The organism is Microbulbifer aggregans (assembly GCF_001750105.1).
Taxonomy (GTDB): Bacteria; Pseudomonadota; Gammaproteobacteria; order Pseudomonadales; family Cellvibrionaceae; genus Microbulbifer; species Microbulbifer aggregans.
Window position 1 is genome coordinate 1,003,947 of record NZ_CP014143.1, and the last position, 14,800, is coordinate 1,018,746.

General features: G+C 60.3%; 10 protein-coding genes. 2 read left to right on the plus strand and 8 right to left on the minus strand.

Going from position 1 to position 14,800, the window contains the following annotated elements:
- Positions 1-51: 51 nt before the first annotated feature.
- From AUP74_RS04340 to glmU, 4 genes are all read right to left on the minus strand, one after another.
- Complete coding sequence (locus tag AUP74_RS04340; RefSeq protein WP_069946494.1) at positions 52-1,209, minus strand: dihydrolipoamide acetyltransferase family protein; 1,158 nt, start codon at positions 1,207-1,209, stop codon at positions 52-54.
- The gene (locus tag AUP74_RS04345) at positions 1,206-2,201 is read right to left on the minus strand and encodes an alpha-ketoacid dehydrogenase subunit beta (RefSeq protein WP_069946495.1); all 996 of its coding nucleotides are present in this window, start codon (positions 2,199-2,201) and stop codon (positions 1,206-1,208) included. Before AUP74_RS04345 ends, AUP74_RS04340 begins: the two co-directional genes overlap by 4 nt.
- Positions 2,201-3,316, minus strand: coding sequence for a pyruvate dehydrogenase (acetyl-transferring) E1 component subunit alpha (gene pdhA / locus AUP74_RS04350; RefSeq protein WP_069946496.1), 1,116 nt, complete (start codon positions 3,314-3,316; stop codon positions 2,201-2,203). The genes AUP74_RS04345 and pdhA overlap by 1 nt, the downstream gene beginning before the upstream one ends.
- A gap of 372 nt (positions 3,317-3,688) precedes the next feature.
- On the minus strand, positions 3,689-5,050 hold the full coding sequence (gene glmU, locus AUP74_RS04355) for a bifunctional UDP-N-acetylglucosamine diphosphorylase/glucosamine-1-phosphate N-acetyltransferase GlmU (RefSeq protein ID WP_069946497.1): 1,362 nt from the start codon (positions 5,048-5,050) through the stop codon (positions 3,689-3,691).
- Positions 5,051-5,278: 228 nt separating this feature from the next.
- Here glmU and AUP74_RS04360 point away from each other — a divergent pair, with 228 nt between their 5' ends.
- A complete protein-coding gene (locus AUP74_RS04360) occupies positions 5,279-8,626 on the plus strand; it encodes an amidohydrolase family protein (protein WP_069946498.1) in 3,348 nt (1,115 codons plus the stop codon).
- A 178-nt stretch (positions 8,627-8,804) separates the two neighbouring features.
- Entirely contained in the window at positions 8,805-9,704 is a 900-nt protein-coding gene (locus AUP74_RS04365; protein ID WP_069946499.1) for a cation diffusion facilitator family transporter, read from the plus strand.
- 14 nt (positions 9,705-9,718) lie between these two features.
- On the opposite strand, the gene AUP74_RS04370 is transcribed toward AUP74_RS04365, so the two are convergent.
- The 4 genes from AUP74_RS04370 to AUP74_RS04385 form a co-directional block, all read right to left on the minus strand.
- Positions 9,719-10,516: a formate/nitrite transporter family protein gene (locus AUP74_RS04370; protein WP_069946500.1), complete on the minus strand. Its 798-nt coding sequence runs from the start codon at positions 10,514-10,516 to the stop codon at positions 9,719-9,721.
- A 185-nt stretch (positions 10,517-10,701) separates the two neighbouring features.
- Positions 10,702-13,155, minus strand: coding sequence for a zinc metalloprotease (locus AUP74_RS04375; RefSeq protein WP_069946501.1), 2,454 nt, complete (start codon positions 13,153-13,155; stop codon positions 10,702-10,704).
- Complete coding sequence (locus tag AUP74_RS04380) at positions 13,152-13,760, minus strand: hypothetical protein (protein WP_069946502.1); 609 nt, start codon at positions 13,758-13,760, stop codon at positions 13,152-13,154. The genes AUP74_RS04375 and AUP74_RS04380 overlap by 4 nt, the downstream gene beginning before the upstream one ends.
- 549 nt (positions 13,761-14,309) lie before the next feature.
- Positions 14,310-14,729, minus strand: coding sequence for a F0F1 ATP synthase subunit epsilon (locus AUP74_RS04385; RefSeq protein WP_069946503.1), 420 nt, complete (start codon positions 14,727-14,729; stop codon positions 14,310-14,312).
- Positions 14,730-14,800 lie beyond the last annotated feature (71 nt).

Sequence of the window (14,800 nt, forward strand, 5' to 3'; positions counted from 1 at the left end):
CGAAACTTAAATATAGCAAAGCGAAACCATTGCGCCCACCCCGGAGCCCCCTTATTTCGACAGGGCGGTGCCCAGAGCGGCGAGAAATCGGGCCAGCTCACCCCCGGTTACCGCCCGATGGTCGGCGCTCACGGAAAGCGGTAACAGCGGTCGCACAGCGGGTTTCCCATCGATGGGTACCACCGATTCCACCGTGCGACCGGCACCGATGATCGCCACGGTAGGAGGCATGACGACCGGCGTGGCGAATCGCCCGGCAAGGGCGCCGAAGTTGGAGAGCAGTATGGTGGCTCCCTGCAGGTCCTCGCGGTTGATACCGCTCTCCCGCGCCTGACGTTTGTAAGTGTCGATTTGCTGCAGCAGCTCCTCGTCGGTGCGCGCGCCAATATCCCGCAGGACGGGGACAAACAGCCCCCGGGGAGAGTCCACCGCAAGACCGAGATTGACGCCCGATGCAGGCGTGAGGCGATCGTCCTCATAGAGTGCGTTGAGGTTGGGCTCCGCCCGACAGGCGGCTTCGATGGCGCGGATCAGGCGCAGTGTCGCAGATTCTTTGCCCCACCAGCTGTGCACATCGACCTCGTCCAGAAGGGTCATAGGGGCGACCTGGTCCCGGGCTCGACTCATGGCGAGAGCCATGGCACGGCGCGCCGGTGAGCGGGTATCGTCCTTTTGCTGTGCAGCAGGCCGCAGCGTGCTTCCGGATTCAGCCCGGGTGGGCGCGGCGGCCGCGCGCACTTCTTCTGCAGTAAAACGCTCCGCGGCCGGGGTCAGTTGATCGAGGTCAACACGAAGTAGGCGGGCTAGCGCCCGCACCGAGGGTGTCGCGCGCCTGGCTGTGAGCGGTTGCGGCGCGAGCTCGGCGCCGATGCTGCCACCGCCCGCCTGAATCCTGCCCACCACCGTGCCGGCATCCGCAGTCTCTTTACTCGGCTCGGCCCGCTCATGGTGCCTGTCGCGCTCCCGGCGATCCGCCTCCTCGGCAAATCCGACCAGCGGTTGGCCGACATCCAGTGTCTCATCCTCGGCGGCAAACAATTTTTCGATGCGCCCGCCCCAGGGGGCCGGTACCTCGACCAATGCCTTGGCGGTCTCTACCGTGACCAGAGGCGCATGGGCCGCGATGGTATCCCCCTCGGCCACATGCCACTCGCGGATTACCGCGTCCGGCAGGCCCTCACCGAGGTCCGGCAGCTTGAAGAGCTTCACCGATCACCTCCCGCCGGGTAGTCGAGAGTCTTTCGCACGGCAGCGAGAATCCGCTCGCCATCCGGCAGGTAGCAATCCTCCAGCCGGTAATAGGGCATCACCGTGTCGTAACCGGTGACCCGCTGTACTGGTGCTTTCAGCAGGTCGAAGGCGTACTCATTGATCTGTGCAGTGATTTCCGCTCCCAGACCCGCAAATCGCGCCGCCTCGTGGATAACCACACAGCGGCCGGTCTTTTCCAGAGAGTCGATAATGGTGTGGATATCAAGGGGCTTCAGTGTCGCGGGGTCGATCACCTCTGCCTCGATGCCTTCCGCGGATAGCGCCTCTGCGGCTTCGAGGGTTTCCTTGAGGGCCGCTCCCCAGGCGACCAGAGTGACATCGCTCCCGTCGCGCAGGCGGAAACAGCGATCCAGTGGCAGGGCCTCGCCACCGTCCGGCACCTCCTGACGCACTGCCCGGTAGATGCGCTTGGGCTCGAGGAACACTACCGGATCGGGGTCACGGATTGCCGCCAGCAGCAGGCCGTAAGCCCGCGCCGGGGAAGAGGGCACCACGACCCGCAGGCCGGGGATGTGGGCAAAGATGGCCTCGGTATTCTCCGAGTGATGCTCCGGCGCGTGGATGCCACCACCATAGGGCGCGCGGTAGACCACCGGGCAGGACAGGCGCCCCCGGGTCCGGTTTCGGTAACGGGCAGCGTGACTGAGAATATGGTCGAGACCGGGGTAGATAAACCCCATGAACTGGAACTCCGCCACAGGCCGCAGTCCCTGCACCGCCATACCCACCGCGATCCCCGCAATCATGTTTTCCGCCAGCGGCGTGTCCCGTACCCGCTCATCGCCGAAACGCTTCTGCAGGCCGTCCGTGGCCCGGAAAACGCCGCCATTGGCACCGATATCCTGGCCGAACAGGATTACCCGCGGATCCGCTGCCAGCTCATGGGCCAAGGCCTGATTCACCGCCTCGACCAGCGTGATTTCAGCCATCAGCCAGACTCCTGCCTGTCGCGGGCACGCAGATACTGCAACTCTTCGTACTGCTCCAGAAATGCCTCGGGAAGCGTCCCGTAAAGATGGTCAAACATGGCGGTGGGCGACTCGGCAGGTCTTGCGTGGTAAGCCTGTAGCGCTCGCTCCATGACTTCTGCCTGCTCCCGCTGCATCTCACTCTCGGCGCCATCGTCCCAGAACCCCTGTTCGCGCAAGTAGGTACCCAGGCGCAGCAGCGGTTCCCTGGTCCGCGCCTGTTCCAACTGCTCCGGGGGACAGTAACGGCTGGCATCGTCGGCGGTTGTGTGGTCACACAGGCGGTAGGTGACCGCCTCGATCAACGCCGGGCCCTCACCACCACGCGCCAGTTCGATGGCGTCCGCGACTGCCGTACGCACCGCGATGACGTCATTGCCATCCACCTGCAATCCCTGGATGCCGGCGGCAATGGCTTTCTGGGCGATGGTTCTGGAGGCACTCTGTGCTCCGCGGCTGACAGAGATGGCCCACTGGTTGTTGTTAATGACAAAAACGACCGGCAGCTTCCACACGCCGGCCAGGTTCAGGGCTTCGTAGAAGTCGCCCTTGGAGGTGGCGCCGTCTCCGGCACAGGTGACGGCCACCCGGGCCGACTCTCCCATCTGTCGCTGCTTGTACTGGAGCGCGAAGGCGACCCCCGCGGCGTGCAGTAGCTGGGTGGCGATGGGGACACAGAGCGGCAGGTCCTCGGGGGCGTGCTGGTAATCCTGGCCGCGTTCATCGCCGCCCCAGATTGCGAGGATTTCCTCGATTTCGACACCCCGCTCAAGCAGTGCGCCGGTCTCACGGTAATAGGGGCAATACACATCGTCGGCTTGCATGGCGGAGCCGACACCGACCCCGATCGCCTCCTGGCCGAGACTGGAGGGATAGGTGCCAAGACGACCAGTGCGCTGCAGCTGCACCGCACGCTGATCCACCAGCCGCGCCAGGTTCATCTGCCGGTACAGGGACTGCAGCAGGTCCGGTGTGGCCGAATCCGGCAGCGCCTGAGTGGCCTGACCCCGCTCGTCCAGATACTGGAGAAAATTGATGTCGAATGAGGCAACCGGGTGCAGTCGCGGCTTGTGCATCGGGTTTTTCCTTATGATCCCGAAGCGCAAGTGTAGATGGGTAGGCCGGGACGGCCCGGAAGGGGAAGTGGGGATTCCCGCCGGAATTGCAGCAGTATGCGACCAAAAAGAACCGCAAGGCTCGAGCTTGGGTACGGTCAGCTCGTCGGCAAATATTTAACGTTCAGTTTTTTTGTCGACGAGCTGACCGTGCCCGAGCCCCACACAAGCAATTCAAGAGGAGCTGCCAAGGCAGATATGAAAGCTCCCGTAGGCGGGTCCAGACACAGGGTGTGCTCCAGCAAAAAACCTGATCGGTAAATATTTGCCGGAGCACACCCTGTGTCTGGACCCATCTGACTTCAGTTGACGGGAGCCTGGCTCAGACCGATATCACTTCTTTTTAGTCGGGCGCTGCCAGCCACTGATATTGCGTTGCTTGCCCCGCGCCACCGCCAGCTCGTCGCCGCCCACTTCACGGGTGATGGTGGAACCAGCGCCCACGGTCGCACCCGCTCCAACAGAAACCGGTGCCACCAGCGCAGTATTGGAGCCGATAAAGGCGCCGTCGCCGATCTCGGTGGTGGACTTGTTCACGCCGTCGTAGTTGCAGGTGATAGTACCGGCGCCGATGTTGACCCCCTCGCCAACCAGGGCATCACCCACATAGGAGAGGTGGTTCACCTTGGAGCCGCGGCCAATCTTCGCCTTCTTGGTCTCGACGAAGTTGCCGATCTTGGCCCCGTCGGCCAGCTGGGTGCCAGGACGCAGGCGGGCAAACGGCCCGATGGTGCAGGATTCGCCCACCTCGGCATCCTCGATGATGGAATTGGCTTCCACCCGGGTGCCATCGGCGAGTCGGCAGTTCTTCAGCAGGCAGTTGGGCCCGATCTGCACTCCGTTGCCGAGGATCACCTCACCCTCGAACACACAGTTGATATCAATGGAGACGTCGCTGTCGCACTGCAGGCTGCCGCGGATATCGATGCGCTGCGGGTCCAGCAGGGTGACACCGGCATTCATCAAAGCCAGCGCACGGCTGTGCTGCAGGGCGCGCTCCATTTGTGCCTGTTGCACCCGGCTGTTGACTCCGGCCACTTCCAAAGGGTCGCTGGCGCGCACACCGGTCACCGGCACTTCCTCACTCACCGAGCGGGCAATGACGTCGGTCAGGTAGTACTCACCCTGGGCATTATTGTTGGACAGTTCCGGCAGCCAGCGGGACAGCAGGTCGGCCGGGGCGGCGAGGATGCCCGTATTCACCTCGCGGATGGCGAGGGTGTCGGCATCCGCATCCTTCTCCTCGACGATGGCCAGCACGCGTCCGGCGTCATCCCGCACGATCCGGCCATAGCCAGCCGGGTTCGCCATATCCACGGACAGCAGGGCCGGGCCCTTGTCCGAGGCGCTGAGCAGGGATTGCAGGGTACCGCTCTTCACCAGTGGCACGTCGCCATAGAGCACCAGCACCGTCGACCCGGCGCGGAAGTTCGGGATCGCCTGGGCCACCGCATGGCCGGTGCCCAGCTGCTCGGTCTGCTCAACGAACTTCACGCCGCTTTCGGCAAAGCGCTCCTGCACCAGCTCGGCGCCATGGCCCACCACCACCGTAATCTCCACCTCACCCAGTTGCTTGGCGGCCTCGATGACCCGGCCCAGCATCGGCTGGCCACCAATAGGGTGGAGTACTTTGGGCAGATCGGAACGCATGCGGGTGCCTTTACCGGCGGCGAGGATCACAACATCAATGGTCATTGCAGGCCTTTGTGGGCTGGATGATTGGAAAGGGCCGCTATTTTGGCGGCTGAGCCGGATTGGCTCAACCCCGCTCCCGGGTCACCCCGGTCTGACGGAGTTCGCCGAGATTCGTTTGCCGCCACGGTCCGTTGCCGGTAGTTTAACCGGGTTGAGGCAACCCGCCTTGTTTCCCTGATGACTATCAGCAGATCGCTCGCCCAAAAGGCGTGGCGAAAGGACTAATAAATGACAACGATCAAGCAGAAACCACTGCGCCAGCAGCTGCTCGGTTTTACGGCGGCAGCGCTGCTGCTGCCGCTTGGCACCGGGGCGAATACCGGTGCCACCGAAGCTGTTAAAGAGAAAGAGAGCGCCGGCCAGGCCGAAAGCTGGGACGTGAACCAGCCCCCCTATGAATTCAAGCCGATTGCGCTGGATACCCGCGAGACCACCTGGAGCAACCTGGACGTCAGCCCGGATGGCAGGACCATCCTGTTCGACATGCTCGGTGACATCTATCAGGTGCCCGTAAGCGGCGGCAAGGCGAAGGCCCTGACCAACGAGCTCGCCTGGAACATGCAGCCGCGCTTCAGCCCGGATGGCCAATCCATCGTCTTTATCAGCGATCGCGACGGCGCCGACAACATCTGGGTCATGGATCGCAACGGCGACAAACTGCGCCAGCTGACCACCGAGAAGGAAAACCTGGTGCACTCTCCCAGCTGGAGCCCTGATGGCCAGCACCTGGTTGCGCGCAAGGGCTTTATGTCCGGGCGCAGTATTCCCGCCGGTGAAATCTGGATGTACCACTACGGTGGCGGCGAGGGCCGCCAGCTGAAGGAGCGCCTGGGCGGTGAGATCGCGCAGAAGAATATCGCCGATCCGGTGTTCTCCCCGGACGGTCGCTACATTTATTACTCAATCGATACCACCCCGGGCACGGTGTGGGAATACAACAAGAATTCCACCCAGCAGATCTTTGCCATTAACCGCTACGATCTGCAGGACGGCAAGGAAGAGACTTTCGTCTCCGGTCCCGGCGGCGCCATCGCGCCGATGCCGTCACCGGATGGCAACCAGCTGGCGTTTATTCGCCGCCAGGACAACAAAACCTCCCTGTTCCTGAAGGATCTGGAAACCGGCCTGGAAACCCCGGTATACAGCGAATTGGAGCGGGATCTGCAGGAGACCTTCGGTTCCCACGGCAACTACGTGCAGTACGACTGGATGCCCGACGGGGAATCCCTGATCGTCTGGTCAAAGGGCAAGTTCCAGCGTATCGCCGCCGATGGCAGCGGTAGCGAGGAAATCGCCGCTCACATCCAGGTCGAGAAGCAGGTGGCGGACGCGGTGCGCTTCCCTGTCGACGTCGCCCCGGAGGAGTTCCAGGTCAAGATGATCCGCTGGGCACAGAAGTCCCCGGATGGTCGGCAGATCGCTTTCCAGGCCCTGGGCAGGATCTATATCCAGGATGTGGAGAGCGGTGAACGCCGTCGCCTGACCCGCCAGGACGACCACTTCGAGTTCTATCCCAGCTGGTCCCGCGATGGCCGACAGATCACTTACGTGACTTGGGATGACGAAAAGCTGGGCCACGTGCGCGTTGTGTCCGCCCGCAGCGGTCGCGGCGAGAACATCACCAGTCAGCCGGGCCTGTACGTGGAACCGAGCTTCTCCCCCAGCGGTGAAACCGTCGCTTACCGCCGCTTTACCGGCGGTTATCTGCTCAGCCCGGAGTACTCGCTGGAACCCGGTATCTACCTGGCCGATGCCGATGGCGACTGGCAGCGGCGAATTGCCAAGGCTGGCTACGAGCCCCATTTCGGCGCCGATGACGAGCGGATCTACTTCTCCGAGTTTGTCTACGACGGCGGCGGCAAGCGGGTGCTGAAGAGTGTCGATGCCAACGGCAAGGATGAGCGCGAGCACCTGCACGGTGCCGAGATTACCTCCTTCCGCCTGTCCCCGGATGGCCGCTGGGTGGCCTTCACTCAGGACTTCAAGGCCTATGTGGCGCCGTTCATGCACACTGGCAAGTCCGAATCCATTGGCCCCAATGCCAAGGCAGTGGCAGTCAAACAGGTTTCCGCCCGTGCCGGCGAGCACCTGCACTGGTCTGCCGACAGCCGCACCCTGGGCTGGTCTCATGGCCCGAAGCTGTACGAGCAGCAGCTGAGGAATGCCTTCGACTTTGTCGCCGGCGCGCCAGAAGCCTTGCCGGAGCCGGTGGCCGAGGGCGTGGACCTGAGCTTCGTCCAAAAGCACGAAAACCACGATCGCCTGGTTGCGCTCACTGGCGGCAAGGTGGTCACCATGCGTGACGCCGAGCAGTCCCGGGAAGTCATCGACAACGGCGTGGTGCTGTTCCGCGGCAACCGCATCGTCGCGGTGGGCCCGGCCAATGAAGTGGAGATCCCGCTGGGTGCCAAGCGTATCGATGTCAGCGGCAAGACGGTGTTGCCGGGCCTGATCGATGCCCACGCCCACGGTGCCCAGGGCCGCGAAGAGATTATCCCGCAGCAGAACTGGAATCTGTTCTCCAGCCTGGCATTCGGGGTTACCACCATTCACGACCCGTCCAACGACAGCAGCGAGATCTTCTCCGCCGCCGAGATGCAGAAAGCCGGCCTGATCACCGGCCCGCGCATCTTCTCCACCGGCACCATCCTTTATGGCGCCAAGGGTCCCGGTTACAAAGCCAAGATCAACTCTCTGGAAGATGCCCAGTTCCATGTGGGCCGACTGAAAGAGATGGGCGCAATCTCGGTGAAAAGCTACAACCAGCCCCGTCGCGAGCAGCGCCAGCAGGTACTGCAGGCAGCCCGCGAGCAGGGCATCATGGTCGTGCCCGAGGGCGGCGGTAAGTTCCAGCACAACATGAACATGATCGTCGACGGCCACACCGGTGTAGAGCACTCCCTGCCCATCGCCAACGTCTACACCGACGTGGAGCAACTGTGGGGCCAGACGCAGGTAGGTTACACGCCGACCTTCGTGGTCGCCTACGGAGGCCTCTCCGGTGAGTACTACTGGTATGACCGCACCGAGGTGTGGAAAAACGAGCGCCTGACTACCTTTACTCCGGACTTTATCGTCAATCCGCGCAGTATCCGCCGGCCGACAGCCCCGGACAGCCACTACAACCACTTCAATGTGGCGCGCCACGCCAAGCAGCTGCGCGACAAGGGCGTTACCGTGCACATCGGTGCCCACGGCCAGCGCGAGGGCCTAGGTGCGCATTGGGAGTTGTGGATGATGGGGCAGGGCGGTTTCACTCCCTGGGAGGCGTTCCGTGCCGGCACCATCGACGGCGCCCGCTATCTGGGCATGGACGGTGACCTTGGCAGTATCGAGCCGGGCAAACTGGCCGACCTGATCGTGGTGGACGGCAATCCGCTCGAGGATCTGCGTCAGTCTGAAAACATTGCCTATACGGTGATCAACGGCCGCATCTTTGACGCCAGTACCATGAACGAGCTGGACAGCGAGGACCGGCTGGCCTTCTTCCACGAGCGCCTGCCGATCAGCGCCATGCCGACGCCCACGGCTGAAGCCATCCAGGAAAAGATGGAGCGCCATCACTGGGTACACTGATCTCAAACGATCGGTAGCCTGAAATGAAAACCCGCGGCCCCGGCTGCGGGTTTTCTTTTTTCAGCTGGTAAAAAATTACCGCGCTCTGTTGGAGGCGACACGGGTATTATCCACAGAACCACGGCAGCTATGCTGTTGGGACAAATTTCAGTGCCAATGACATCGAGCGAACACAGGCATGGAAAAGCTAGAGAACCGCGGGTTGTGGCTTTCGATCACCGGCTGCCTGTTTATGGCCGCGCTGGCTTTTGTATTCGCCCACCTGTCTGGATCGGCAGCGATCTTCCTGGATGGTGTCTTTTCGCTGGTAAATTTCCTTATGTCCCTGGTGATGCTGCGGGTTTCGCGGCTGATTCAGCGAAAGGCTGACCCTCGCTTTCCGTTCGGGTATGCCAGTTTCGAACCGGCCTTCAATGTGCTGCAGAGTCTGGTCTCCCTCGGCGTGATGTTAATGGCACTCTCTTCCGCGGTGTTTTCCCTGTTTCGGGGCGGGCGGGAGCTGGACACCGGCATCGCCACTATTTATGCCGCGGTCGCGTCACTCGGTTGCCTGGTGATTTACCTCTACCTGCGCAGAATCGGCAAAGTCACCGAGTCGAGCCTGATCCAGGTAGATGCCTTTACCTGGATGATTGACACGGTACTGAGTGCCGTCGTGCTATGCGCATTTGCATCCGCCTGGCATTTCGGTGAAAAACTCGGCGGTTTCCTGCCCTACCTGGATGCCTGGCTGGTGATCGGCATGGTGGTGTTGATGCTGCCGGTTCCGTTCAGAATCCTCTACCAGAACCTGATGGAGGTGCTGCTGGCAGCACCTTCAGCGGAGCACCAGCTATTGATTCACCAGGCCTTCACGAAGGCCATGCGGGATATCCCGGCTCAGGACTGGTCACTCAGTATCAGCAAGGCGGGACGATCTACCTACCTGCATGCACGGATCCTGCTGAAGGAGGGGGAGGACCAGTGCCCGATTGCGCTGGCGGATGAGTGGCGCGAAAACCTGACGGAACGGATGCGGGACTATGTTCAAGAGCGGGAGTTCGATGTGGTTTTTACCACCGATGCCTCCTACCTGTGATCCGGTGTCCACGGTCAGTCGTTGCTGATGTAGCCGTACTTGAGCATTCCCACAAACACCGCGCCGCCGATGGTATTACCAGCGGTGGCGATCAACTGGAATCGCAGCACGTCCATCCCGGTCAGTCCATTATCCGTCCCCAGCCAGGCGCTGAACGCCGCCACCGCACCGGCAATACAGTGCGCCAGGCCTCCCAGGCCGATAACGAACGTGATCAGACTGATCACCACAATGCGGCCGATGGTATCGGTGGAGGAAGCCACCACCCATCCAAGCAGCCCCATCAACCAACCGGCAAATACTGCGCCCAGAAAGAGACCGCTGCCGCCATCCACCATCATCTTGTCGCTGTAGTAGTCGAAGGCGAGACTGTCGACATTATCACTGAGCAAGGCAAAACGGATAAAGATCAGGCTGAAAATCAGGGCGCCGAGCATATTCCCGCCGTAGATCAACCCCCATACCCGCATCAGACTCAGGGGGCTCTGCTTGCCATCGAGTACGGGCAGGATCGCCAGTGTCGTATGTTCGGTGAAGAGATCACTCCTGCCGATAATGACGAGGATAAAGCCGACCGGATAACTCAAAGCGAGTATCAGATGCAGAAGAGAAGTGGTGACCTCCTGATGGAACTGGGTAAACAGCACGGCCATCAGAAAAAAACTGAAGCCAATCTCCAACCCTGCAGCCGTTGAGGATAGGGCCAGCGAAAGGCTGTTACGCTGGTATTCATGCTGACTCGCCTCCATCTGCTCCTGCAGGATCTGGCGGTCACTCTTCGGCTTGCTGTGCTCGGGCGCCGTCTCTTCCATTTGACTCTCTGTATGAAGGGGGGTGCAGAGCCGGTTGGTACGACCAAGCCCTCAGAGAGCTTAGATCAAGTTTGGATGGATCAAATCGGGCACTACGGCAGGGATAAGTTTCCTCAACTGCGGCGCCCACCAGACAATAAAAAAGCCCGCCGGTTGGCGGGCTTTTTCGTCGCTCGGGACGGGGATCAGTCGTTCAGGTGCGCACAGCGACCAAACTCTGCACCGCCCTGGACTTCCGCGATCAGCTGTTTCGGGAAGCTGACTTCGCGATCCTGCCCATCCTTACAGACAAAGGCAGTGTCCATGTCGATATCGAAAGTGATGGTGGCGCCAGCCAGGTTGCCCATCATTTCCGAACCGTCACCACTCAGGGCCAGCGGGTTGTCCACCGGGAACTGCGAGGCCTCGACCACACCCTGCTTGTTGAAGAAGTCACGGGTATTGATCCAGCCGATACCTTCCAGGTAAACCGCGCCGATAAAGCCGGTGAAGAAGGAGCCGGCGCGACCGACGATCACGCTGCCATCTTCATTCATATCGATCGGCATCACCTGAATCGGGCCGAAGTAGTTCTGCACGAACTCAGCGCCGTAACGCGGGTTGGTGCACAGGTTGCCGAGGAAGAAATGGTTGTAGTCCATGTCTTCACACCAGGTCAGACCACCGATACTTTCAAGCTCATCAGTTTTGGTATTCCAGAGCTGCACCCCGGTGTCCGTATCCAGCGCAACCATGCTGCCATCGCGAGTCATGGCAGTGGCATTTTTAGCCCCGAACTCGCTGTACAGGTCACGGAATTCACCATCGACCCACGCCACCTGCTTGTAGGTGTTGGAGCCAGTGATGACCTCGCCGTTACCGGAAACGCGGTCCGCGCGAACCCACTGTACATAGCCGGGAATATCATAGGGAAGCTCTTCGATGTTACCGTGCTTATCCCACTTGACCGGCACCATTTCGCCACCGCCGTTTCTCTGGCAGTTGCCATCGCCATCGACATCCTTGTAGCCCAGGCCGACCATCACCTCACCGGTGTCGTCCATGTCCCAGACAGATGCGGCCTGAGTGCCAAGGGAACCAGAGCCGCCACAGCTGTTGCCATTCAGGTCCTGCATGGGCTTCAGCTGATTGCTGGCGAGATCCCACATGACGGGCTCGCGGATGCCATTGCCGTCGAGGTCGGCAGTGGTCACGGCCTTGGTGGCGTTCTTGTTCATCTTGCCGCCGTTGGTACGGAGGTCGACATTGGGGTGCAGGGAGTAAGATTTCTGCACGGCGTCGTAAATGAACGGAATACCGTTACCCACGGTACCGAAGGCTTTCTTGCCATTCTTGGCCAGGTCGGTGACGAACGCCTGCACCAGCGGCGTGTACTGGATGCCATCCTCGTAGCCGTTGAAGTACATGTCCGTGCGCTTGGTCTCGCCAGCCTGCACGGTAATCGGCGTGAAGCTACAGGCGCGATCCTCGGCGGGGTTTGTGCTCTCGCCAGCGTTCCAGTACTCGGACTCGGAAACGATGGAAGTCGGCGCTGTCGGGTAGCCACCGGCCTTGATGGTGTCGGTGTACAGAACATAGCGCGCACCCGGCTGCAGGCCGTTGATGGTGAAAGTGCCATCCGGGCCGACCAGGCCCTGAGTCTGGTTACCAGACTGCTGGGTGATCACGTCATACATCGGATTGTCGATGTTGCGGGCGACCATGTTGATGCCGGAATATTCGCTGACACCGTCTTTCAGGTACAGCTTGCCGGTAATGGAACCGTACTGAGTCTTGTAGGCCTCGGTCGGATACAGGTCGGAGATATTCACGATATCATCCCGCACACTGATGCTCGCCTGCTGGCGGCCCTGCTCGCCGCGTACATTGATGTATGGGAACATGGTCTCGATGGTGTCTGCTGCCGGCTTGGGGAAGCCCTTGTAGACATTGGCAGTATCACAGCCCGGTACACCGTCGTAGTAGGGACGGTACGCCGCAGCCATGTAACTGAAGTGGCCGTTGGCCTGCGAGTGGGACATGTTCATGGCGTGGCCGAATTCGTGGGTGAACACGCCGGCGACCATTTCGCCCTCAGTATCGTTGATGTCGACGAACCAGCCGTTCATCAGGGCCGTGGCTTCAAGGATTTCACCTGTTTCCTCGTCCGCCCACTCCGGGAAAGCGATACCCAGTACCTGGTTTTTCGGCACACCGAAATACTGCTCCAGGATCTGTCCATCGGTGTCGTAATTGACCCAGAAACCGTAGCCGTTTTCTTTCGCGTAAATTTCGCCAACGTTGGTTTCGTTGACGTCTGCGATACCAGTCTGCTCTTCAATAGTGCCCTGAATGGACATGCGCAGAGTGGAGGTTTCGACATTGGACCACTCAGCGACTGCTTTTGCAGTCACCGCATTGGCCTGCTCGATACTCAGGAATACGGTGCCATCGTAATTGACGGTAAACGCCGGTGCTTCACCGCCATCGGCAGTGGGAGTCATGGGGCCACCATCGGTGTAGACAGGGATTTCACCTTTGGAGGTATCCCACTTATACGGCTGCATGGTCGGCTCGTGGATGTACAGGGGGCCACCCGCCTGTGCGCCGGCAGAAGCCAGGGCAAGACCTATCGCGATGCTGAGCTTATTCATTTTCATTTTTTGCTCTCCTCAACCAGCTTGCCGACGTAACCCATGAAGGTCGCTGAGCTGACCGCGCCAGGGTTGGTAATCATGTTCTGCTCTTCAGCGGACATATTGGAGGTGTCCATGCCTTCGAACAGGCCGTAGTTATTGACAGCGTTCATGACCTTGTCGTTGCTCACTACAAACTTGCCCTGGGCCATGCCTGCAGTGGTCTGGAAGCCGGTCATGCTGGCTTTTTTGTACATGAAGGCCACAACCTGTTCGCCCTCGTGCCACTTGGCAAAACCTTCCGGAGTTACGCCCAGGTAAACCTTGCCGTTACCCATGGAGCGCGGCTTCAGCAGACCGAACTGACGGAAAGTGTATTCAGTGTCTTCCTTGACCTTGCCCTTGGCATCGTTGCCGACGCGGATGGTGACTTCGGTGTAGGGAGCGTTGTTCTGGAAGCCGTCAGTGACGCTGACAACCTGGCCCAGCAAAATGCTCTCTGAAGCAGTCACCAGCTGCTCAAGGTTTTGACTTTTGAGTTTCATGGCATGCGCTGAAACGGAGAGCAGAGCTGCTGCCGCCAGCGTCGCCAGTAGGGAGATGCGCGAGAAAAGTTTCCCGGTTGGCATGGAGACCTCCTGACAGGATTTATTGTTATGAGATGTCGCGACAAAAACCGCAATTCACGACTCTTGACCACCCCAATAGATCACAAATCTATGCCCTCAGAAGTAACAGTCTGTAACAGCGCAACAGGGTTTTTTTGGCTTTTAGTGACCAATTGAGTGTCGCTTTTCGCGATGGTGCCTTTAGGGATAGCTGCAGCAAAAACACTGAAAAAGCGGGGAAAAGCATCGTGCTGAGGCAATTTCCGTTTAGATTTTTTACCGTTTGATCATCAGTTTTCGGGTGAAGCCCACTCTGTAACGCCGGTCGACTTCGCCTCATGGCCCTGCTGTGCAGGGTAGGAATACTGCAAAATTGAGACGGCATCACAGTTTCAGCGAGACACTGTGCCTATCGCTAATGATGCAGAAAGTGAGTGAAAGGCGAGTTTGTCAGCTGAGAGAGCCGCCCCAGAGCGGTCGGGACAGCGCACGAATCGGGGGATGGTAAAAACAGGACGGACACAAAAAAAGCAGCCGGAGCTGCTTTTTCTGACGCTTCGAAAGAAGCATTTACTTGCCGGCGGCCTTGCGAATGGCCTGCAGAGTGCGCAGGCGGGCTTCGGCTTCGGCCAGCTGGGCGGACACTCTTGCGTAGTCCACCTCGGAAGGCGCCTTGTGCAGGGCATGAGTCGCCTCTTCACGGGCCTTCTGTGCGGCCTCTTCATCAATCTCCCGCTCGGCGACATCCGCCAGAATGGTGACGATGTTCGGCTGCACTTCGGCGTAACCGCCGCTGACAAACAGCACTTCCTCTTCACCACCTTGCTTGATGATGCGCACCGGACCGGGCTTGAGGGCGGTGAGTAGCTGGGCGTGGCCGTAGGAAATCCCCAGCTCACCCTCGATACCGCTCACGATCACCATCTCCACCAGGCCGGAGAAGAGGGATTGCTCAGCGCTTACAATGTCGCAATGTACAGTCATAGCCATAAGGCTACCTCATTCTCTGGTAATTGCCTGAAGGAAATCCGGACCCCGCCGATAAGCAGGGCCGCGAATCT